Annotated in this window: 22 protein-coding genes; 4 read left to right on the top strand and 18 right to left on the bottom strand. The window is 33.0% G+C overall.

All coding sequences use genetic code 11. The features are described from left to right. Nucleotides 1–58: 58 nt before the first annotated feature. From N5D03_RS04350 to N5D03_RS04340, 3 genes are all read left to right on the top strand, one after another. Nucleotides 59–919, top strand: coding sequence for a YicC/YloC family endoribonuclease (locus tag N5D03_RS04350; protein WP_280051027.1), 861 nt, complete (start codon nucleotides 59–61; stop codon nucleotides 917–919). Beyond that, entirely contained in the window at nucleotides 919–1,485 is a 567-nt protein-coding gene (gene gmk / locus N5D03_RS04345) for a guanylate kinase (RefSeq protein WP_221854349.1), read from the top strand. Before N5D03_RS04350 ends, gmk begins: the two co-directional genes overlap by 1 nt. 91 nt (nucleotides 1,486–1,576) lie before the next feature. Next, on the top strand, nucleotides 1,577–2,347 hold the full coding sequence (locus N5D03_RS04340; protein WP_280051026.1) for an alpha/beta hydrolase: 771 nt from the start codon (nucleotides 1,577–1,579) through the stop codon (nucleotides 2,345–2,347). A gap of 32 nt (nucleotides 2,348–2,379) precedes the next feature. On the opposite strand, the gene N5D03_RS04335 is transcribed toward N5D03_RS04340, so the two are convergent. From N5D03_RS04335 to mutS, 6 genes are all read right to left on the bottom strand, one after another. Then, nucleotides 2,380–4,875 carry a cation-translocating P-type ATPase gene (locus N5D03_RS04335; protein ID WP_280051025.1) on the bottom strand — a complete coding sequence of 832 codons (2,496 nt, stop codon included), beginning with the start codon at nucleotides 4,873–4,875 and terminating at the stop codon, nucleotides 2,380–2,382. Between the two features lie 140 nt (nucleotides 4,876–5,015). After that, nucleotides 5,016–5,780: a C40 family peptidase gene (locus N5D03_RS04330; RefSeq protein ID WP_280037594.1), complete on the bottom strand. Its 765-nt coding sequence runs from the start codon at nucleotides 5,778–5,780 to the stop codon at nucleotides 5,016–5,018. Further along, the gene (locus N5D03_RS04325; protein WP_219033620.1) at nucleotides 5,780–6,427 is read right to left on the bottom strand and encodes a class I SAM-dependent methyltransferase; all 648 of its coding nucleotides are present in this window, start codon (nucleotides 6,425–6,427) and stop codon (nucleotides 5,780–5,782) included. The genes N5D03_RS04330 and N5D03_RS04325 overlap by 1 nt, the downstream gene beginning before the upstream one ends. A gap of 180 nt (nucleotides 6,428–6,607) precedes the next feature. Then, nucleotides 6,608–8,512, bottom strand: a complete 1,905-nt coding sequence (gene acs, locus N5D03_RS04320; RefSeq protein WP_280037598.1) for an acetate--CoA ligase — start codon at nucleotides 8,510–8,512, stop codon at nucleotides 6,608–6,610. Nucleotides 8,513–8,609: 97 nt separating this feature from the next. Then, nucleotides 8,610–9,413, bottom strand: coding sequence for a M48 family metallopeptidase (locus N5D03_RS04315; RefSeq protein ID WP_280051024.1), 804 nt, complete (start codon nucleotides 9,411–9,413; stop codon nucleotides 8,610–8,612). Nucleotides 9,414–9,423: 10 nt separating this feature from the next. Beyond that, nucleotides 9,424–11,979 (bottom strand): DNA mismatch repair protein MutS, encoded by a 2,556-nt coding sequence (gene mutS / locus N5D03_RS04310; RefSeq protein ID WP_280051023.1) that lies wholly within the window; start codon nucleotides 11,977–11,979, stop codon nucleotides 9,424–9,426. Nucleotides 11,980–12,059: 80 nt separating this feature from the next. On the opposite strand from mutS, the gene N5D03_RS04305 reads away from it, so the two are divergent. Beyond that, nucleotides 12,060–12,590: an RNA methyltransferase gene (locus N5D03_RS04305; protein WP_038332036.1), complete on the top strand. Its 531-nt coding sequence runs from the start codon at nucleotides 12,060–12,062 to the stop codon at nucleotides 12,588–12,590. Nucleotides 12,591–12,644: 54 nt separating this feature from the next. On the opposite strand, the gene N5D03_RS04300 is transcribed toward N5D03_RS04305, so the two are convergent. From N5D03_RS04300 to N5D03_RS04245, 12 genes are all read right to left on the bottom strand, one after another. Next, nucleotides 12,645–13,097: a GNAT family N-acetyltransferase gene (locus N5D03_RS04300; RefSeq protein WP_280051022.1), complete on the bottom strand. Its 453-nt coding sequence runs from the start codon at nucleotides 13,095–13,097 to the stop codon at nucleotides 12,645–12,647. A gap of 235 nt (nucleotides 13,098–13,332) precedes the next feature. Next, on the bottom strand, nucleotides 13,333–14,700 hold the full coding sequence (locus tag N5D03_RS04295) for a deoxyguanosinetriphosphate triphosphohydrolase (protein ID WP_280051021.1): 1,368 nt from the start codon (nucleotides 14,698–14,700) through the stop codon (nucleotides 13,333–13,335). A gap of 79 nt (nucleotides 14,701–14,779) precedes the next feature. Beyond that, nucleotides 14,780–15,643 carry a hypothetical protein gene (locus tag N5D03_RS04290; protein ID WP_280051020.1) on the bottom strand — a complete coding sequence of 288 codons (864 nt, stop codon included), beginning with the start codon at nucleotides 15,641–15,643 and terminating at the stop codon, nucleotides 14,780–14,782. A 120-nt stretch (nucleotides 15,644–15,763) separates the two neighbouring features. Beyond that, nucleotides 15,764–16,576 carry a TPM domain-containing protein gene (locus N5D03_RS04285; RefSeq protein WP_280049130.1) on the bottom strand — a complete coding sequence of 271 codons (813 nt, stop codon included), beginning with the start codon at nucleotides 16,574–16,576 and terminating at the stop codon, nucleotides 15,764–15,766. Next, a complete protein-coding gene (locus N5D03_RS04280) occupies nucleotides 16,557–16,997 on the bottom strand; it encodes a TPM domain-containing protein (RefSeq protein WP_219033625.1) in 441 nt (146 codons plus the stop codon). Before N5D03_RS04280 ends, N5D03_RS04285 begins: the two co-directional genes overlap by 20 nt. 5 nt (nucleotides 16,998–17,002) lie before the next feature. Further along, a complete protein-coding gene (locus N5D03_RS04275) occupies nucleotides 17,003–17,605 on the bottom strand; it encodes a LemA family protein (protein WP_125348741.1) in 603 nt (200 codons plus the stop codon). Between the two features lie 114 nt (nucleotides 17,606–17,719). Further along, nucleotides 17,720–18,187 (bottom strand): ABC transporter ATPase, encoded by a 468-nt coding sequence (locus N5D03_RS04270; protein ID WP_115001473.1) that lies wholly within the window; start codon nucleotides 18,185–18,187, stop codon nucleotides 17,720–17,722. A 181-nt stretch (nucleotides 18,188–18,368) separates the two neighbouring features. Continuing rightward, on the bottom strand, nucleotides 18,369–19,160 hold the full coding sequence (locus tag N5D03_RS04265) for a (Fe-S)-binding protein (RefSeq protein WP_038332021.1): 792 nt from the start codon (nucleotides 19,158–19,160) through the stop codon (nucleotides 18,369–18,371). Nucleotides 19,161–19,199: 39 nt separating this feature from the next. Then, a complete protein-coding gene (locus N5D03_RS04260; RefSeq protein ID WP_125348737.1) occupies nucleotides 19,200–19,628 on the bottom strand; it encodes a phosphoheptose isomerase in 429 nt (142 codons plus the stop codon). Between the two features lie 71 nt (nucleotides 19,629–19,699). Continuing rightward, complete coding sequence (locus N5D03_RS04255; RefSeq protein ID WP_181816344.1) at nucleotides 19,700–21,025, bottom strand: (Fe-S)-binding protein; 1,326 nt, start codon at nucleotides 21,023–21,025, stop codon at nucleotides 19,700–19,702. A 53-nt stretch (nucleotides 21,026–21,078) separates the two neighbouring features. Then, entirely contained in the window at nucleotides 21,079–22,053 is a 975-nt protein-coding gene (locus N5D03_RS04250) for an MlaD family protein (RefSeq protein ID WP_280051019.1), read from the bottom strand. A gap of 59 nt (nucleotides 22,054–22,112) precedes the next feature. Further along, nucleotides 22,113–23,408 (bottom strand): N-acetylmuramoyl-L-alanine amidase, encoded by a 1,296-nt coding sequence (locus N5D03_RS04245; protein ID WP_257467976.1) that lies wholly within the window; start codon nucleotides 23,406–23,408, stop codon nucleotides 22,113–22,115. Nucleotides 23,409–23,415: the final 7 nt, after the last annotated feature.

Genomic DNA, 23,415 nt, shown 5'->3' with positions numbered 1-23,415 from the left:
ATAATTCAGTTCGCATTACGTTAATTTATTGTAATTTTGTTCGCATAATTTTACAATTATGATAGCATCTATGACAGGTTACGGTAAATCCGTATTGGAATTACCTGAGAAAAAAGTAACGATAGAAATCCGTTCTTTAAACAGTAAAACACTAGATTTAAACACGAGAATTCCTTCTTTTTATCGTGAAAAAGAATTAGAAATCAGAAACCTTATTTCAGAAAAAGTTCAACGTGGAAAAGTTGATTTTTCGATGTTAGTAGAGTTAAATCCTGCTGCAAGAAATCAAAATATAAATGCTGAATTAATCAAAAGTTATATGGCAGAATTTAAATCAATCACACCAAATGTGACTGATGGTGAATTATTGCCTGTAGTAATGCGCCTTCCAGACGTTATTTCGTACACGCAAGACGATTTGAGTGAAGACGAATGGAATCAAATTCGCGCAACAATTATTGATGCGATCGACGCATTAAATCAATTTAGATTAGATGAAGGAAAAGTTTTAGAGAAATATTTGACTTTAAACTTGAATAACATTCTTGAGCTTTTAACACAAGTTGTCCCTTTTGAAAAAGAACGAATTGAAACTATAAAAGAACGTTTCAATAAACGTTTAGAAGAATTAAAAGTTGATGTTGATCAAAATCGTTTCGAACAAGAATTAATTTTCTATTTGGAAAAATTGGACATTACAGAAGAAAAAGTTCGTCTAAAAAATCATTGCGAATATTTCTTAAAAGAATTAGCTGGAACTGAATCAAATGGAAAAAAACTAGGATTTATTTCGCAAGAAATTGGTCGTGAAATCAATACATTAGGTTCAAAATCAAATCATTCTGAAATGCAAAAAATTGTTGTTCAGATGAAAGATGAATTAGAAAAAATTAAAGAACAATCGTTAAACATTTTATAATGAAAAAAGGAAAATTAATCGTCTTTTCGGCTCCATCAGGCGCAGGAAAAACAACTTTGGTTCGTTACGCTTTAGAACAATTGGAAAATATCAAATTTTCTATTTCTTGTACAACTAGAGATAAACGCGAAGGTGAAACTCACGGAGAAGACTATTATTTCTTAACACCAGAAGAATTTAAAGCAAAAATTGCAAACGACGAATTCGTAGAGCACGAAGAAGTTTACCGCGATAATTTTTACGGAACTTTAAAATCGGAAGTTGATCGCATTACATCTGAAGGAAATTCTGTAATTTTTGATATTGATGTTATTGGTGCATTGAATATCAAAAAATTGTACGGAGATCAATGTTTAACAGTATTTGTAAATCCTCCATCTTTGGAAATTTTGAAAGAACGATTAATTTCTCGCAACACAGAAAGCGAAGATAAATTGAAACAACGTATTGATAAAGCAGGAATTGAAATGGAAAAAGCTAAAGAGTTTGATATCATTTTATTGAACGACGATTTAGAAACTGCAAAAGCAAAAACCTTAGAAATTATTACAGATTTTATTAAATAATAATTTTTAATCATCATGATATAAATGCCTCGAATAAATAAAATCGAGGCATTTTTGTTATCTTTAGCTTTCGAAAAAATCACTACATAAAATGGAAATAGAAAATAGTTTAGAAATCAACAACGCCAATATTCATTATGTTCACCACGAAATAAATCCAGAAAATCCAACACTTATTTTTTTACACGATTCCTTAGGTTGCACCCAACTTTGGAGAGATTTCCCAAAAGAAGTTGCCGAAAAAACAAATTGTAATTTATTCATCTACGATAGAAAAGGTTATGGAAAATCGTCGCCTTTTACCATTGATCGTCGCGAATTGACTTACATGCATGATGAAGCAGATTTTCTAAATGATTTGGTTCAATATTTCAACTTCAAAGACATTATTTTATTTGGACATAGCGATGGCGGATCGATTGCGTTACTTTATGCTTCGAAATATCATCAAAATTTAAAAGGAATTGTTGTAGTTGGTTCGCACATTATTGTAGAAGAAATTTCTTTACAAGGAATCAGAGATGCAAAAATTGCATATGCAGAAACTAATTTGAAAGAACGTTTGACAAAATATCATGGCGATAAAACGCAGAAAGTTTTTGAGATGTGGACAGAAACTTGGTTACGCCCAGATTTTATTGATTTTGACATTCGAGAAGAATTAAAAAACATCGAATGTCCAACTTTGGTTATTCAAGGAATTGATGATGAATATGGTTCGATTGAGCAAGTAAATGGAATTATCAACAATGTAAAAGGAAGAAAAGAAAGTTATCTTGTTCCTGATGCAAAACATACGCCTTACAAGGAAAATAGAACGCCAACTTTGGTAAAAACAGTTGAGTTTATTGATTCGTTATAACGAATCAATAAACCTAAATATTACCATTTTACTCAATTTTTTCTCCTACGTTTAATCCATTTATAAACTTCAAACCACAATACAGATAACATTGCTACAAGCATCGCCATTCCTAATTCTTTTAGATTCAACGAAGAAACTTTAAAAAATAAAGAAATTGGCTTTATATACAGTATTGCAAAAAGTATAAGCAATGTAAGAATTGTAACGCCAACCATTAAATTATTTTTATTTTTAAAACTTGACCACAAGCTATAATAAAACGATCTATTCGTTAAACTTAACCAAACATTTGAGAAAATCAACGTTGTAAAAACCATTGCTCGGGTTTTCTCTTCATTTCCGCCTAACTGATAAGTGTATTGATAAACAAAAAGCAATCCTAATGTGATGATAATTCCTTGAATAATACTTGTTGAAAGTTCTTTCCAATTCAGAAAAGTTTCCGTCATAGGACGAGGTTTTTCGTTCATAGAATTTTTCTCTAAAGGCTCGTTTTCATACACAATAGAACAGGTTGGTCCCATTACCAATTCTAAGAAAATAACATGAACCGGTGTGAAAATTTGCGGAAAAGCCCAACCTAAAAACAACGGCAATGAAACAATTAATATAATTGGAATATGAATCGAGATAATGTATTGAACAGCTTTTTTAAGATTCGTATAAATGCGTCTTCCAGCAGCTATTCCGATAACTAATTTTCCTAAATCATCATTTGTTAAAATTAATTGCGCAGCTTGTTTGGCTATTTCAGTTCCTTTTTCGCCCATTGCAACACCAATGTGTGCGGCTTTCAATGCTGGTCCATCGTTTACTCCGTCGCCCAACATTGCCACTACTTCTCCATCCTCTTTCAAAGCTTTCACGACGGCTAATTTTGCTTCGGGAAACATTCGTGCAAATAAGACTTTTTCGTCGGCTGCTTTTAATAATTCTTTTTCAGAAAGTTGTGTAATTTCACTTCCTGTAATACTATCTTCAGCATGAATAATTCCTGCCTGATTCGCAATACTCATCGTAGTTTCGGCATTATCGCCTGTAATTACTTTTACTTTTATTCCGGCATTATATATTTTCTCGAAAACCTCATTTATTCCCTTTTTAGGCGGATCATAAAAGACAACAAAACCTAACAATTCAAAAGGTAAATCTTGTTGTTGTTTTGGAAAATCGTTTGAATTAAAAGTAGATTTTGCAACACCCAAAAGTCGGAAACCTTTTGTTCCAAAATCGCGAATAACGTTTCGTAAATGATCTTTTTGTTGATCAGAAAGATTCGAAACTTGTAAAATAGCTTCTGGAGCACCTTTTGCCGCAATTATTCGTTGATTATCTTTATTTTTAAAACAATGCGTCATCATCGGAGGTTTTCCAGATAAAGGATATTCGAAAAACATTTGATATTGATTGCGCTCATCAACCTGTGTTTGTTCGTAAACTCGGTGCAACGTTTTTTCCATTGGATCAAACGGAACAGGTTCACTACTCCACATTGCATATTGTATAATCTCAGAAATTTCGACATTTTTGAATTGAATTTCATCAAAAACCGTAGACATTTTTGCATCATAAATCGCTTTCAATTTCATCGAATTTTCGGTAATTGTGCCTGTTTTATCACTACAAATAACAGTTGTGCTTCCTAAAGTTTCGACAACGCTACTCTTTTTTACAATAATTCCTTCGCGTAATAATTTCCATGAACCCAATGCCATAAATGTAGTAAATGCAACTGGTATTTCTTCGGGTAAAATAGACATTGCCAAAGTCAAACCGTTTAATAAACTACTTACAATGTCTTTTGTTTGAAAATAATTGAATCCGCAAACCATTGCAAAAACAATAATTCCAATGATTGCCATTCCTTTCACAAATTTTTCTATCTGCAATTGCAAAGGCGATTTTTCTTCTTTTATAGATAAAATTGACGTTCCTATTTTTCCCAACTTCGTTTCTGCTCCAATGGCTGTCACTTCAAAAATAGCCAAACCAGAAACTGTCAAAGTTCCACTGTAAATTTCTGGATGATCTATATCTTTAAAAACTGACATACTTTCGCCTGTTAAAGCCGATTCATTCACCGAAAAATCATTACTATGAACAATATTTCCATCCGCATTAATCATTTTTCCTTCTTCCGTAATACACAAATCACCAATTGTAATTTCGTGTGTTGGTATCTCAACTAATCGTCCATTACGAATAACTGAACTCAAAGGTTCGTTCAACTTTTCTAACTCTTGCAGAGCTTTTTGATTACGAGAACCTTGGTAAAATGAAATTCCTGTCACAGCAACAATCGCCACAAACATAAATGCAGCTTCGCCCAAATCACCAACCAACACATAAATAATTGATACAGCAATCAAAATTAGCGTCATTGGTTCTTTTAGAATATCAAATAATAAACTATACCAAGCAGAATTCTGTTCACCCTTTATAGCATTATCTCCGTATTGTTGTTGAGCTTTTTTGACTTCAGAATCAGATAACCCTTTTAAATTTTCAGGAATTTTTATAGACATTATTTCAATCGATTAGTGTTTACTAAAGTTACAGCTAAATCCAATTAAAAAATAGTTTAATACTTGATTATATCCTATTTAGATTTGATTTCAATTAAAACAAAAAAATCATTTCTTTCGAAATGATTTTTGCTCTATTATTAAGGAATTAATTTTCGAATGCATCGCAGTTTATGCGAATATTTTTGAGAATCGGTATTGAAAATTCCATTTGTATCGATTGGATCAATGCGAACTTTTCCGTGTGCATGCAAAATCTTACCATTGCCACACATAATTCCGACATGAATAATTAGACCTTCTGCATTATCAAAAAAAGCTAAATCGCCTGGTTCTGCTTCTTCTACAAAACTCAAAACTTCACCCATTTCCGCTTGTTGATAAGCATCTCTCGGAATTTTGTAACCGCCTATTTTATACACTTGTTGCGTTAAACCAGAACAATCAATTCCAAAAGAAGATTTTCCGCCCCATAAATAAGGAACATTTAGATAGGCTTTTGCTATTTCGACCAATTGATCTTTTGATTTTTTACCAGAAGTATATACCCCAAAATATTCAAAACATTTTGGACCAATTTTGATTTTACTTTCATTCAAAGCGCGAACTTCAGCTCCAATTGTCAACGTCATTGGCAAGCCATTTTCCATCGCATGATTATACGGATTAATTGCAAATTTCTCGATCGAATCTTTATTATATTCTTCTTCCGAAATTTCTACAATTTGTTTTGGATCTAGCCAACCTTCGTAACCATCAAAAGCTAACTGAACTTTAGTCCATTTTTCTAATTCTTCTAAAATAATCAACTTTTCTCCAAACAAAACCTGACTCACCATTTCTGATGAATCTCTTGCTTCGTAGCGCAATGGCGCAACACTTACTTGACAAATGGCGTACTTCATTATTTTTTTCGAATTAACGTAATTCCATCACGAATTGGTAAAATGATCGATTCGACACGTTCATCTTTCGTTACCATCTCATTAAATTCTTTCAAGATTTTTGTCGAAGGATCTTTTTTATCTTCCTCCTCCATCATCACTTTTCCGTACCACAACACATTGTCAACTAACATTGCTCCTCCGGGACGAAGAAGTTCCAAAACCTTCTCGAAATAATAAGGGTAACTCTCTTTATCGGCATCAATAAAAGCTAAATCTACAGAATCTTTTTCAATTGTGTTCAATTCTTCACGCGCATCATTGATTCTGAAATCAATTTTTGAGGCAAATTCTGATTCATCAAAATACTTTCTGCAAAGATATTCTAACTCATCATTTTTATCTATCGTTATGATTTTTCCATCAGTAGTTAAACCTTCTGCCAAACACAATGTTGCGTAACCTGTAAAAGTTCCTAACTCTAAAATAGTTTTTGGAGCTAAAATCTTTGACAAAATGCTTAACAAACGACCTTGATATTCGCCCGAAATCATGTGGGGCTGCGTTGTACATTGATAGGTTTCAACACGTAATCGGCTCAAGATTTCAGGTTCTTGATCCACATGATGATCTAAATACGATTCTAAAACTGGTGAAATTTTTATCATACCTTTAAAAAGTCAACAAAATTACAAAAAATGCATTGAATATCGGCTATATAAAGGAAATTTAGAAGAGAAAATTTATCCAAAATAATCAAACCAAAAAAGCATTACTTTTTGGGTAATGCTTTTTGTTTTGAAAATTATTCTGATAAACTTAGGCTAAATCTTAACCTCAGCCTTACTTTAAATTTTTCCTTTCTGAATAACAGTTACAACATCTGGATCTAATAATGTTGAAGTATCGCCAAAATCAGTTTCGTTACCTGCAATTTTTCTCAAAATACGACGCATAATTTTTCCGCTTCGCGTTTTTGGTAAACCTGAAACAAACTGTATTTTATCTGGTTTTGCAATTGCTCCAATTAATTTAGAAACTCCATTTTTTATTTCTGCTTCAAGTTCTGGTGAACCTTGTACTCCATCTTGTAAAATCACGAAAGCATATAATGCATTTCCTTTGATATCATGAGGATAACCAACAACTGCACTTTCCGCTACAGCTTCGTGTTCATTTATTGCATTTTCTATTGGCGCAGTTCCTAAATTATGTCCAGAAACAATCACCACATCATCTACACGTCCTGTAATTCGATAATTTTCCATTACATCACGATATGCTCCATCTCCTGTAAAATAATAGCCCGGAAATGTTGAAAAATAAGTTTCTACATAGCGTTTATGATCATCATAAATAGTACGAGCCATAGATGGCCAAGGAAATTTAATTGCTAAACGTCCTTCTGCTTTTTCATTTACTGCTTCTACTTCTTTTCCTTGTTCATCCATTAAAACTGGCTGAATTCCAGGAAGCGGTAATGTTGCAAACGTTGGACGAAGCGGCGTAATTCCTGCTAATGGCGAAATCAAAATAGATCCTGTTTCTGTTTGCCACCATGTATCCACAATTGGACAATTTCCTTTTCCAATATAATCATTAAACCAGTGCCAAGCTTCTTCGTTAATTGGTTCACCAACTGATCCTAAAACTTTAAGACTTGATAAATCATATTTCTCGACATAATCTAACGATTCACGAGCTAACGAACGAATTGCTGTTGGAGCTGTATAGAAATGTGTCACTTTTAATTTTTCGACAATTTCCCAAAAACGTCCAAAATCTGGAAAACTTGGAATTCCTTCGAACATTACCGAAGTTGCTCCACAAGCCAAAGGTCCATAAATAATGTAACTATGTCCTGTAATCCAACCGATATCTGCTGTACACCAATAAATATCGTTGTGTTCCATTTGGAAAATATTATCGAACGAATAAGCCGTTTCCACCATATATCCACCACATGTATGCACCATTCCTTTTGGTTTTCCCGTAGAACCAGAAGTATACAAGATAAACAAAGGATCTTCAGCATCCATAATTTCCGCAGGACAATTATCGTCTACTTTATGCATTTCATCAATCCAAAATTTATCACGTCCACCAACCATAGAAGTAGGCTCGATAGCACGACGATAAACGATACACGACTGAATAGAAGCACAATCTTTTAAGGCTTCATCACAAATTGCTTTTAAGTTAATTGATTTCGTTCCACGAAAAACTTCGTTTGCTGTCACCAAAACCTTACATTGCGCATCGTTGATACGAGAAGCTATAGCAGCAGAAGAAAATCCTGCAAAAACAATAGAATGTACCGCGCCAATACGAGCACAAGCTAACATCGCGATGGCTAATTCTGGAATCATTGGCATATAAATACACACACGATCTCCTTTTTGTACGCCATTATTTTTTAAGACATTCGCAAATTGGCAAACTTTTGAATGCAATTGACGATATGTAATAATTCGAGATTCTTCTAAAGGATTATTTGGTTCCCAAATTAAAGCTGTTTTGTTTCCATTTTTTTCCAAATGACGATCCAAAACATTTTCGGTAATATTTAGTTGTCCACCTTGAAACCATTTAAAATCTGCTTGTTCAAAATTATATTCAAGTGTTTTGTCCCATTTCTTTTGCCAAACGAAGTTTCCAGCAATTTTATCCCAAAATTTTTCAGGCTCCTCGACACTTTTTTTATACGCTTTCTTATATTCAGAAAACGAATTGATTCTAAAATTGTTAATCATTTTAATTTTAATTGTGGTTTTGAATACTAAATATAAAAAAAGCGAATCAATTTATCAAATTAACTCGCCTATATTTTACAAATGAATAAAAACTATTCTATTTTTCTTTATACGGACTTGCATTGTAATATGCTAAAGCAGTTGGTAAGGCTTCCTTTATTTTAGCCATACGCGTCGCATCCGAAGGGTGAGTACTCAAGAATTCTGAAACTCCTGCATTTCCACTTTTCGCCGCCATACGTTCCCAAAAAGGAATTGCTTGAGAAGGATCATAACCCGCCATCGCCATTAAATACAATCCTGTAACATCAGCATCTAATTCCATTTTACGAGAATAGTTTAGTAAACCAACTTGTGCACCTACAGGATATAATTGTTCAAAAACTTTTGCATATTCTGCATTTCCAATGGATCCACCAACTATTTGTCCTAAACCTTGTGCGGCCATTTGCTGAGAAGCTTGCTCCGCACTATGACCAGCCAAAGCGTGACCAATTTCGTGACCTAAAACAACAGCCAATCCAGTTGCATCTTTGGTAACAGGTAAAATACCTGAATAAACCGCAACTTTACCTCCAGGCATACACCATGCATTTACTTCGTTTGCATTTAACAACGTAAATTGCCATTGATAACCTTGTAATTGAGAAGATATTCCCTTTTCTTGATAATATTTTTCAGCGGCATATTTTAAACGTTCCCCTACTGTTTGCACCATTTTAGCATCGGCAGTACCTGTAATTACTTTCCCTTGTTTAAGAATTTGAGAATATTGTTTGTAAGCTGTCGGAAATAAATCTGCATTAGAAACTAATGACAACGATTTACGTCCGGTAACAGGGTTTGTAGCACAAGAAGCTAAGACTAAAGCTCCTGCTACGGTTAAAATTATTTTCTTCATATTTTTAAGTTTATTTACCAAGTTTCTTTTTGATTTCGTTCAATTTCATCAATGCTTCAACAGGTGTTAATGTATTGATATCTGTGTTCATAATTTCTTCTCGAATCGATTCTAAAATAGGATCATCTAACTGAAAGAAACTTAATTGCATATTATCTTGCGTTATTTTCTCCGTTTTATTCGAGATTCCTTCATCTGTTTTCGTTGCTTCCAAAATTTTCAACACATCATTTGCTCTGTCCACCACTCGTTTTGGCATCCCAGCCATTTTAGCAACATGTATACCAAAACTGTGCTCACTTCCTCCTGGAACTAATTTTCTCAAAAATAATATTGTATCTTTTGTTTCTTTGATACTAACATTAAAGTTTTTGATACGTTCCATCGATTTTGACATTTCATTCAATTCATGATAATGCGTTGCAAACAATGTTTTTGGTTTCAAGGCACTTTGATGCAAAAATTCTGCAATTGCCCACGCAATAGAAATTCCATCGTAAGTTGAAGTCCCTCGACCAATTTCATCCAATAAAATCAAACTTCGTTCCGAAATATTATTTAAGATACTTGCTGTTTCATTCATCTCGACCATAAACGTCGATTCCCCTGAAGAAATGTTGTCTGAAGCACCAACTCGAGTAAAAACTTTGTCAATAATTCCTAAATCTGCAGCTTGAGCTGGAACAAAACTTCCCATTTGCGCCATCAAAACAATTAAGGCAGTTTGACGTAAAAGTGCCGATTTACCAGACATATTTGGTCCCGTAATCATAATAATTTGTTGATTTTCTTGATTTAACTCAACATTATTCGACACATATTGTTCGCCAATTGGTAATTGTTGCTCAATCACAGCATGACGACCTTCTTTTATATTTAATTCAAAACCATCATTAAGAGACGGTTTAGTATAATTATTTTTCTCAGCTATTTCTGCAAAAGTTGACAAAACATCCAAAAATGCAATTGCTTTTGCTGTTTGTTGAATAGGTAAAAGTTTGGTGATAATTTCTTGTAATAATTCAATAAATAATTGATTTTCTATTGCAAGAATTTTTTCTTCTGCACCAAGAATTTGTGTTTCGTACTCTTTTAATTCTTCGGTAATATAACGCTCTGCATTCACCAAAGTTTGCTTACGAATCCATTCTTCTGGCACTTTATCTTTGTGCGTATTTCGAACTTCGATGTAATAACCAAACACATTATTGAACGCAATTTTCAAAGACGAAATTCCAGTTCGTTCTGTTTCGCGTTGACACATTTGATCCAAATAATCTTTCCCAGAAAACTGAATTTTTCGTAATCGATCCAACTCTTCTGAAACACCTTCTCTAATCACATTTCCTTTTACAATTTGATGCGGAGGTTCGTCAGAAAGTGTATCAAAAATCTTTTGCGTTAAATGATCAATTGGTTCGATTCGAGAAAATAAATCTGCAACTTCTTTGATATTTGATTGTTCAGCAACTTCTTTTATTTCTTCCGAAATTTTAAGACTTTGTGCTAATTGTTGTAATTGACGAGGTGTAATTTTTCCTGTCGAAACTTTTCCAGCCAAACGTTCTAAATCGGTTAATTGACCTAATTTTTCGCGTAGATCGTAACGTAAATCTCCAAATTTGTAGAAATATTCGACAATATTTTGACGACGTTGAATTGATTTCAAATCTTTCAATACCATCACCATCCAACGATTCAATAAACGAGCACCCATCGGAGTTTTGGTATCATCTAAAACATTTAATAACGTAACACCTTTTGGATGTGGAGAATAAACCAATTCGAGATTGCGAATCGTAAATGGATCCATCCACACAAAACTATCTTGATTAAGACGCTGAATAGATGTTAGATGCTGAATTTCGAAATGATGCGTATCATCCAAATAAGCTAAAATAGCACCAGCAGAGATAATTCCATCTTTTAAATCTTCGATTCCAAAACCTTTTAAATTCTTTGTTTTGAAAAGATTGGTTAATTTATCAATTGCAAAATCATATTGAAAAGCCCAATCATCCAACAAAAATTTACTTTTGACATCAGAAAAATTATATTTGACACGTTTTTGATAAATCACTTCACTTGGACGAAACGATTGAATAATTTTTGCCACTTGATCTTCTTGTCCTTCAGAAACTAAAAATTCTCCTGTCGAAACATCTAACAACGCAATTCCAAAAGCTTTATCACCTTGATGAACAGCCATCAAAAAGTTATTCGATTTTGACGACAAAACCTCATCTTGCAATGCAACACCAGGCGTAACCAATTCTGTAACACCTCGTTTCACGATACCTTTTACCATCTTTGGATCTTCGAGCTGATCGCAAATTGCAACACGCAAACCAGCTTTCACCAATTTCGGCAAATAAGTATTCAAACTATGATGAGGAAAACCTGCCAAAGCGCTATTATCAGAGCCATTGGCACGTTTCGTTAAAACTATATCTAAAATGCGAGAAGCTCGCACAGCATCTTCTCCAAATGTTTCGTAAAAATCTCCCACACGGAACAACAACATTGCATCAGGATATTTCGCCTTGATGGTGTTATATTGTTTCATTAGAGGAGTTTCCTTATTCTTTACTACTTTTGTCAAATTATTATAAATTTTGAACAGCTAAGTTAGTTAAAAACGAAGTGATGAGAAAACTAAAATTAGACGAATTAGGTCGCGTTTCTGCGGAAGAATATAAAGCTATTGAAAAACACCCGATTGTTGTGGTGTTGGATAATGTGAGAAGTATGCACAATGTTGGTGCAGTTTTTAGAACTTCGGATGCATTTTTAATTGATAAAATTTATTTGTGTGGAATTACAGCAACTCCACCTCATAAAGAAATTCATAAAACGGCCATTGGTGCAGAAAATTCTGTTGATTGGGAATATGTGAAAGATTCGAATGAATTGGTTGCTAAATTAAAAGAAGATGGTTATCAAATTGTAACGATTGAACAAACGGAAGGTTCTGTTTTGTTAAATGAATTTGAAGTTGACCAATCTCAGAAATATGCAATTGTGATGGGAAATGAGGTTGATGGTGTGCAACAATCAATCATTGATCAATGTGATACGTGTATCGAAATTCCACAATCAGGAACAAAACATTCGCTTAATGTTTCTGTTTGTACAGGAATTATTTTGTGGAAATGGTATGAAGGATTTATGAAATAGCGGTAAGCAAAATAAAAAAGACTCAAATCATATGATTTGAGTCTTTTTTATTGGTTAAAAATTCACCGAAACATTAATCCATTCTGGATCAAAATCAGCATTGTATTTTCTGTAGAAATTAATTGCAGGCTCATTCCAATCCAAAACTTGCCAAACCATTCCGTTGTAATTATTTGCTTTTCCGTAAACAATTAATTCATCCAATAATAATTTACCAATTCCAGAACCGCGCATTTTTTCGGTTACGATTAAATCCTCCAAATATAATCTGCGTCCTTTCCAAGTTGAATAACGATCATAATGCAGCGCAATTCCTTCTATATTTCCGTCCACTTCTGCTACCAAAGAACCCCAAACTGGTTTTTCTCCAAAACCACATTCTTCCATTTCTTCTAAGGTTACCGTTACTTCGTCTGGTGCTTTTTCGTATAAAGCTAATTCTCTAATCAATTCCAAAATTCGAGGACAATCTTCTTTTCTTGCTTCTCGTATTGTTACATTTTTCATTATTGTGTGATGTTATTTAGTTATTCGTTATTCGAGACTAGAAATTAGTTATCTAGTTTACGAAACGTAGAATTCATTATTTTTTGTCATTCTGAATATAGCTTCAGCGAAATGAAGAATCTATAGATTCCTCCATTCGTCGGAATAACAAATTCGCTAATTTTTGATGAGATACTGAAACGAGTTCAGCATGACAATTTCTCTAAATTCGAGCTTCGTATTTCTAACTTCGTACTTAAATCGTCATTCCAATTTCGATTCCTTTGATACGACGATATAATTCTGTTGCGTAATTATCAGTCATTCCCGAAACATAATCCAAGATTCCCATTACCTTTTGATACTTTGTTCCTTTCTCATATAGAAACTGAGCAGGAACTAAACGCAAGGCTTTTTTCTCAAACGTTTTGCGTTCTTTTTCATCTTTCAAAATTGGCGGAATAAATTGTGAAAGTAATTCGGACATTACATTATAACCTGCATTTTCGATTTCGAGAACAGAACGATGGTTGTAAATATTTTCAATAGAGAAACGTTGAATTTCGTCCAAAACTTTTTTTGTTACTTGTTCCGTTTCATTTTTAATCACATCTAATAACGCCGTTTTAAATTCTCCTTTTACAATTTGATCAAAATTATTTTGGTAAACTTCAACCGATTTTTGCGTCAATAAATTAATTGATTTTGCACGTAAATAGGCTATTCGATCATTTTTATCTGAAATTGATTTTAATGTATTTTTTGTTTTATCAATTTGAGATGGATCTAAAGATTCAACTAAATTCAAAAATAATTTTCGGCATTTATCATGATCAATAATTCCTAAACGTTGCGAATCTTCGACATCGATAATCGAATAACAAATATCGTCAGCCGCCTCTACCAACCACACAAACGGATGTCGCTTGTAAATAATTGGTGAATCTTGTTCCAAAATCATATTCGTTTTTTCAGCAATTGTTCGGAAAGCTTCCTTTTGCGCCTGAAAAAATCCAAATTTCTTACGATGCAATTGATTTTTATCTTTTGCAACCGATTCACATGGATATTTTGCAATCGCAGCCAATGTTGAATACGTCAAACGTAAACCACCTTCCGATTTTCCGTTTTGTTGTTGTGTTAAAATTCGAATTGCATTTGCGTTTCCTTCAAAATTGATTAAATCAGCCCATTCGGCTTCAGTAAAATATTGTTTCAAATCTGTTTCGTGACGATCAAAATAAGAAGCAATTGCATCTTCACCCGAATGTCCAAAAGCCGGATTTCCGATATCGTGGCATAAACACGCCGCTGAAATCACATCGTGAATACTATATTTATAAAACTCTTGCGATTCTTTAGTCAATTTATAATTTTCGGAAATAAATGTTCCAACCAAATTTCCCATCGAACGCCCAACAGACGAAACTTCCAACGAATGCGTCAATCGATTGTGAACAAAAACACTTCCCGGCAAAGGAAAAACTTGCGTTTTGTTCTGCAAACGACGAAAGGCAGACGAAAAAATAATACGATCATAATCGCGCTGATATTCTGATCTCGCATCCGACGTATCGTTTGTATTACTGCGTTGATTGGTGTAAATATGATTTAGAAGTTCCATAAACTGATTTAGAAAACGAATTTAACGAATAATGTCCAGTCATAAAAAAATCCGAACGGTTTCGTTCGGATTTTTGGTTTTATTTTTCAGATGGTATATTTTTTTCTTTACAATATTTTTCTATTTCAGTATCATTCAAAAAATATCTATCACAAAATTCATCTAGTTCCTTTTCAACTCCTGAAACATATTTTTCGCTTGCTGTCAAAATTTTCTCAGTTTGTTCAATAAATCGTTCAAATTCTCTATTAATTTTACACAACTTATCTATAGTTTTAAAATCTAATTCTCTGTAAACAGCAGGAAATAAAACTTTACTTTGATAAGGATTAGCATTAAGTTCTATTATTCCAATTCCAAATGATTGATTGAGTCTTGTCATTTCCTCTTTTAAACTATCACTAAATTCAAAAGCTACCAAATAACCATAATTTGCCCAACTTGAATTTGAAACTGCTTGAAAATAAGCTTTTTTTAATTCACTATCGCTATTAATCTCTCTTTTTAACTCATAAGAACTTAATTTAAAAGTATCAACACGATTAATTGATTTCAAGAAGTTTTGACTAATTTTAGATTGAAGATTCAAAAACTTTATCCCAATAATATCTGGATGTGTCCAAATTTGATTACTGTCTTTTCCATTAGATTGCTCATGAAAAATTGTTTTCGAATAAGTATCAGAATTTTTAAGGTAGCTACTTAATAATTTATGTAAATCTCTTTCTTCATAAACCTTACTTTTAACAATTTGAACTTCTTTCTCTTCAATATCTTTGTTATTTTGATTCAAAAGTTCTAAATCAATTTCTTTCTCATTTTTTGTTAAATAGTAATAATAGATACCATTACTTCTCTTTATTCTTTTTACCCTAGAATCTCCATCTCTAATAAAATCTCCAAGTTTAGCTGAAATTGTTGATGCGGGAGTTTTTCCATTCAAAAATTCGTAATAATTCTTATTTACAATATGATTATAAACTTCTGTATTATAAACAGGAATTATTAAATCTTCTAAACTTTTTAAAATAGCCTCTTTAATTGTCATTATTCTCTTTTATTTCTACCAACTACCAGAAGCACCTCCACCTCCAAAGCTTCCGCCTCCGAAACCACCAAAGCCGCCTCCGCCACCAGATGATCCACCCCAAGAACTTCCTCCTGAGCCGAAACCTCCGCCACCGAAAACAGAACTTCCTGTGTTCATAATGATAATATCATCTAACAAACTTCTTCGTCTGCCACCATTTCCGCCATTATTACCACCTTTACCTTTCGATATAATAATAAAAATAAAGATGAAAAAACCGATTGCAAAAATCAATGCAAACCAATCCATTTCTGGTTCTTGCGATTTTGGTTTGTCTTGCTTGTATTTTCCTGCAAAAGCTTGAAAAATAGAATTGACTCCAGCATTTATTCCATCAGCATAATCACCTTGTTTGAAATACGGAATAATAACATTGTCAATAATCGATTTGTTGACACTTGGTGGTAGATAAATTTGAGCTCCATAACCTGTTCTAATCGTAATCTTACGATCTTGTTCACTTAAAACAATTACAACTCCATTATCTTTTCCTTGTGTACCAACTTTCCATTTTTCACCAATATCATTTGCAAACATTTCTAACGGATAACCATCTAGAGACTTCACTGTTAATACCAAAATTTGAGTAGATGTTGAATCATCATAGGCTACTAATTTTCGTTCTAATTCATCCAACTGCATTGCATCAAAAACATGTGCATAATCTTGCACAAGTTTTTTGGGTGGATGCTTGATATTAACCAATTCTTTAGGCGTTTGCCCAAAAACGGTTAAAATAGTTAGAAAAAAAGTTAGAAAAAAGTATTTAACTGTAGCTAATTTCATCTGGTAATTCGTTTGTATCATCCTCTTGATAAGGAAAATATTTTTTAAGTGCTTTGCCTGTTTTTTTTATTCCTTCACAAAGCCCTTTTACATAATGTTCTTTTTTGAAATGCTTGATGACCTCTTCTTTTATATCATCCCAAAAATCATCTGGTGTCACTTGATCAATTCCTTTATCACCAATAATTGTAAAGTTATGATCGGTTGGTGAAACATGAAACAACACACCATTTCTATCTTTGGTTTTGTGCATTTCTAATCGTTCAAACACCTCTAAAGCTTTATCAAAATGATTGGGAGAAGATTCGAATTCAATATGAACTCGAATTTCCCCACTTGTATATTTCTCCGCTTTTTGGATGGCTTCGATTATTTTTTTTTCATCTTTTGAGGAAAGAAATTTATGTTTCTTATTTCCCATAATGATTAGAATTCTACTTTAGGAGCATTTTCAGATCCTGCAGCAGCTTTGAAATAACCTTTTTTCGTAGCACCTGTAAAACCAGCGATTAAGCTGTTAGGGAAAGTTATAATCATGTTATTGAATTTCTCTGCAGCATCGTTGTATTTTTTTCTCTCAAATAAAACTTCTTGCTCGATAGAAGATAATTCTGCTTGTAAAGAAGTAAAGTTTTGATTGAATTTAATATCCGGATATTTTTCAACAGAAACCAATAAACGGCTTAATGTAGATCCTAATTGATCTTGAGCTTGTTGAAATTTCGCAATATTTGCATCTGTTAATTGACTTGGATCATCAATTTTAATTTGATTAGAAGTCGCTTTTGCACGTGCATCAATTACAGCTGTTAACGTTTCTTTTTCCATATTCGCAGCACCTTTTACCGTGTTCACTAAATTTGGAACTAAATCTGAACGTTTTTGATATGTATTTTCTACATTCGACCATTGTTTTTGTACACCTTGGTCTGTTGTTTTAATCGTATTCGAAACTCCAATTCCCCAGAAAACGATTCCTGCAAGAACTAAAAGAATCACTCCGCCAATAAGACATCCTTTGTTTTTCATAGTATTTTTAATTTATTATTACGTAAAAATAGTGTTTTTTAAACAATTTTTTATCAAAAATAAAACCGAGCTTATTTCTAAACTCGGCTTTAATATTTTTTGCATTTTAAACGTTTAATTTAATAATGTTTTTGCCCAACTTTCTTCGATTGGTAACAACCAATTATTTTTAAAATCATTCAAAGAAGAAATTCCATTATTGAAAACTTTTACATTTTTGATTTCTCCTTCTTTTACTTTTTGTTTGAATGTTGGTAATTTTTCAATAAAAACTTCTTTCTCATTTTCATACGAAACTAACATTCTATTCAATAAATCAAACGAATAATCTGCATCAATTTCACGTACGATTTTCGTTAATTTATCGATAGAACAACCACTTGCTGTTGCTTGATTTTCGTCTACACCAACTACAATAAATTGATCGTAAGGTAAATCAAAATCAGCTAAAAGTTCAGCACCATGCGCATTCCAATCTGCTATAAAAGTATTTAGTTTAGCTGTAATAGCTTGCTTTTCTTCTGTTGAGAATTTACGATTGGCTTGAAAAATCCAAATTCTTGAATCGTCTGCTAAATTCATTTTCTCTTTATTTAAAATTTGTGTTTCAAAGATACGGAAATTTTAGATGTTAGATGTTAGATGTTAGATGTTAGATGTTAGATGTTAGATGTTAGATGTTAGATGTTAGAAAGTTAAAATTTTAGTACAAAAAAAGCCATCTCGTTGAGATGGCTTTTTTATATTATTTTTATAAATTCGATTATAAATCTTTCGCTTCCATAATCAATTCAGCTAAGTCTTTTACCATAACCGTTGATTCTTTTTCGAAGTGTTTTACACCGTCTGTCATCATTGTATTACAAAATGGACAACCTGTTGCGATAATGTGCGGCTCTTTCTCTAAAGCCTCTTCTGTACGTTCTACATTGATGTCTTTGTTTCCTTTTTCTGGTTCTTTGAACATCTGCGCTCCACCAGCACCACAACATAATCCACGTGTTTTACAACGTTTCATTTCGACTAACTCGGCATCTAATTTTTCGATTAATTCGCGAGGCGCTTCATACACATCGTTACCGCGTCCTAAATAACAAGGATCGTGGAAAGTGATTCTTCTTCCTTTGAACGTTTCAGAGCCTTCTAATTTCAATTTACCTTCGTTGATTAACTGTTGTAAATATTGAGAATGATGCAAAACTTCATACTCTCCACCTAAACTTGGGTACTCATTTTTTAAGGTATTGAAACAATGTGGACAAGTCGTTACGATTTTTTTCACTTCGTAAGCATTCAGAACTTCAATGTTCATCATAGCTTGCATTTGGAAAACAAATTCGTTACCAGCACGCTTTGCAGGATCACCTGTACACGATTCTTCTGTTCCTAAAACGGCGAATTCTACGCCAATATTATTTAAAATTTTAACGAATGCTCGTGTTATTTTTTTAGCTCTGTCATCAAAACTTCCGGCGCAACCAACCCAAAACAAAACTTCTGGTTGTTTGCCTTCGGCCATATATTGAGCCATTGTTTTAACTGTAATATTTGACATATTTTTTTGTAGTCTTTGTGTTATTTGAATGGATTTGGTTTAATGTTTTCCATCATCAAAAACTTGAATCGAAACATTTTTTTCAACCAAATCTGTAAATTTACCATTGTATCGTGTCGCTTTTACTAAATGGTTGTCAACCCAATGATAATTTCCTCCACGAGGTTTTCCCATTAAAAGTCCATGGTATTTGAAACCATGTTTTTTCAACCAAATTTCTGTGTACTCACGATGTTCTTCTGTACGTGATGTAAAAAATGTGATAATATGTCCTTCGTCGTACCATTTGTTTAACGTTTCTAAAGCATCAGGATATAACTCCGCAGTTAGCATACGTTCTGGTTCTTCGTTTGGAATATCATCGCAAATTGTTCCATCAATGTCAATTAAATAATTTTTGACATTTTCTGGTAAAATAGGACTTACTCTTTCTCCGTTTTCAATTTTTTCCTCTAAGAAATTTTCCATGTGTGCTGTGTTTGTGTGTTATGTACAAAAATTAATAGTTCTTTGAGAATGAGTAATTGTATTTTACAATTTTAATCGTTTGCCCAATTCAATCTATCCGCATTGTTAAATTGCCAAGGAGCTCCATTGTTTTCGACATTTGTCATCATCATGTTCAACTCGTTTGGTGCAGCAGATTGTTCCATTACCAAATAACGACGTAAATCAACAATAATTGATAACGGATCGATATTTACTGGACAAGCCTGTGTACATGCATTACAAGATGTACATGCCCATAATTCTTCTGGTGAAATGTAATCGTTGACAAGCATTTTACCATCATCCACAAAACTTCCGTTTGCATCGATGTTTTTACTTACTTCTTCTAAACGATCACGAGTATCCATCATAATTTTTCGAGGAGATAATTTTTTCCCTGTCAAATTTGCTGGACATTCAGATGTACAACGCCCACACTCCGTACATGTGTAGGCATTCAATAATTGTACTCTGTTTAAATCAAAAATATCTTTTGCTCCAAATGTTTCTGGCTCTCCCTGTGGTTCGGCAGGTGCTGCGTAAGGGTCTGCATTTGGATCCATCATCATTTTTACCTCATCTGTTACAGATTGTAAATTATTGAATTCTCCTTTTGGTTCTAACTTAGAAAACCATGTGTTTGGAAAAGCCAAAATGATGTGTAAATGTTTTGAATAATATAAATAATTTAAGAAAAAGAAAATTCCGATGATGTGAAACCACCACGCTGCTCTTTCTATAATTGTAATAAATGTAATGTCATTAAATTGACTAATAATTGGTGCCGTTAACCAAGAAGAAATTGGAAAAGATCCTGTTTCGATATAATGAGATGCACCCATTTTTTGTAACACTTGATCTGCACCGTTCATTGTAAATAAAGCCAACATAAATGCAACCTCCATAATTAGGATATAATTAGCATCGTCTTTTGCCCAGCCTTTCATTTCTGGTTTCCAGAAACGCCCAACTTTTACAAAGTTTCTTCTACAGAAGAAAATGATACACGAAACCATCACCAAAAAGGCTAAAATTTCGAAAAATCCAATCATTCCGTTATAGAAACCTCCTAAGAAACTTAGAATACGGTGTGTTCCGAATATACCATCGATGATAATTTCTAATACTTCGATATTGATTAAAACAAATCCTACATAAACAAAGATATGCAGAATACCAGCAAGAGGACGAACAGTCATTTTACCTTGTCCTAAAGCTACACGAGCCATCGTTTTCCACCTTTCCGCAGGATGATCAAAACGATCGATTTCTTTTCCTAATTTGATGTTACGTATAAGCTTCTTTACGTTTTGCGCAAAGAACCAAATACTTCCTATCATAATTAGAAGAAAGATTACATTTGGAATGTACTTCATCATTTTTTATTAGTCTTTTTGTGAGTTTTGAGTATTTAATTTTAGTTTTGATCTTATGGCTGAACTGGTTGCTTTTTACCAAAAACAGAGATGTTCACATAACGACTTGGGTTTTTCTTTAAGTCTGTTACCAATTCATTCATATTTTTGATTGTTGCTTCAAGTTCGTTAGCAAGCGTTTCGTCTTTTGCTAATTTTCCTAAAGAACCTTTTCCATTGTTCATATCTTCTAACAATGTATTTAAGTTTTTAGATGCATTTTCGAAATTCTTAATCACTTGATCTAATTCTAACGCGTTTAATTTATCCGCAGTTTTTCCAAATTTGTCAACCGTAGCCTTTGCAGAAGCCATTGTAGCACTTGCATTGCTAAGTGTTGTGTTCAATGTTTTTTCGTTTGTTTTGATCAAACTATTTGCACTATTTGATGTTGCAGTCAACGATTGTGCTGTTTTGTCGAACGAATCAATTGTATGATTCAAGTTTCTCAACATTGCTTTAATATCTTGTTGAGTTGACGGATCCAAAACATTGTTTACACTTCCTAATGTTTGATTAAAACTTAATAAAACACTATCTAACTTTGCTTGTGTTGGCGTTAATTGTTTCGTCAAACCATCTAACATTCCGCCTGCAATACGACCTTGTAAATAATCACCATCTTTTGCTACATCTGGTCCATAGTCTAATAAAAGTCTAACTTCTGGTCCAGACATAATTCCTGGTTCGTAAATTTCTGCAATTGTTTTTTTCGAAAATTGAATATCTTTTTCGACAGAAATCACGACTTCAAAATAGATAGGTTTTGCAGTATCTATAATTTTAATTTCTTTCACCTGACCAACTCTCAAACCGTTTACAGAAACAGGTTTAGAAGGAGCTAATCCGCTTACATTTTCGTATTTTACAGTAAACAAACGTCCTGATGAAAAAATATTTTGACCTTTTAAGAAATTGAATAGCATGAAAAAACCTACTAAGGTTAAGATGGTAACAACTCCTATTTTTAATTCTTTAGATAACTTCACTTGTTATGATTTTATGCAAAAATAAAATTTAATTTGTAAAGAAACATTTTATATTACGTTTACATTGGTTCTTCACCATTAAATGTAACGATAAAGGCGTTTCTAAAACCTTTGTCTTGTACTTGTTTCAATGTTTTTTGAGCAGATTCCATTGTTTTATCAGAGCCATAATAATATTTCTGAAGTCCACCTTCTTTTACTCGCAACACATTTGTCAATCCATTAAATTTTTCGTCTTTGTCTTTATATTTTTTATTTGATGTCATAAACTGAACACGATAATTTTTACCACCTTCTAATTTTTTATTCGTTTCAAATTCTACAATTTTTGCACCAGAAAATCCTTTACGTTTTACCGTTTGCAACAAATCATCTGCACGAGATTGTAAATCTGTTTCTCCGTAATAATACACGTAATTATCACCTTCCTGAATTACATCTAAATCTGTTAAACCTCTTAATTGCGGCGAAGTTGAAGAAAATTTCATTTTAGACTCCATTACCCTTACCTTCAATTTTTTTCCTTCTACAGGTTTTTCAACTTTTTTAACTGGTTTAGGTTTTTCGTCCTCGTCCTCTACTCCACTTCTACGATCATATTCTTTTTTGAATTGTTTAAAAGCTTCATAAATTGTAGTCGTCGTTTTATCTTTTCCTTCGTCTGATGCTAAAAATGTTCCTTCATCATAATTCGAAATAAATCCTAACTCTACCAAAACAGAAGGAGAAGCATTTCCTCTCAACACGTGAAAATTTGCTTGTTTAACACCTCTACTTTTTCTGAAATCACGATTCACGAAACCTTTTTCTACCAAATCTGCAAAACGAATAGATTGTTCTTTGTAAGCTGCATTCATAATCTCGAAAGCGATAACCGCTTCCGGATCATTTGGATTAAATTTTTCGTAACGTTCTTGATCTTTCTCTAAAAACACAACCGAGTTTTCACGTTTAGAAACTTCATCTGTTTCGTTAGATCGTTTCAATCCCATTACAAATGTTTCTGTTCCCGTTGCGCTTTTGTTATCAGCCGAATTACAGTGAATCGAGACAAATAAATTCGCATGATTATCATTTGAAATTCGTGTACGTTCCCATAATTCTAAAAAAATATCTGTATCACGTGTTAAAACAACTTTAACATCTTTGTGATTTTTCTTAATTAATTCCGCCAATCTTTTCGAAACATCTAACGTGATATTCTTTTCATAATCAGCGACTCCCCTTGCTCCAGCATCATGTCCACCATGACCAGCATCAATAACAATTACAAAATTTTGCTTTTTTTGTGCAAATGAAAATGTAGAAAATACCATCATCATCGCAAAAAATAAATACTTTTGTATGTTAATCATTTTTAAA

The organism is Empedobacter sp. GD03861 (assembly GCF_029840885.1).
GTDB lineage: Bacteria > Bacteroidota > Bacteroidia > Flavobacteriales > Weeksellaceae > Empedobacter > Empedobacter falsenii_B.
The sequence above is the reverse complement of the archived record's forward strand: the minus strand, read 5'-3'. Positions and strand labels throughout refer to the sequence as shown.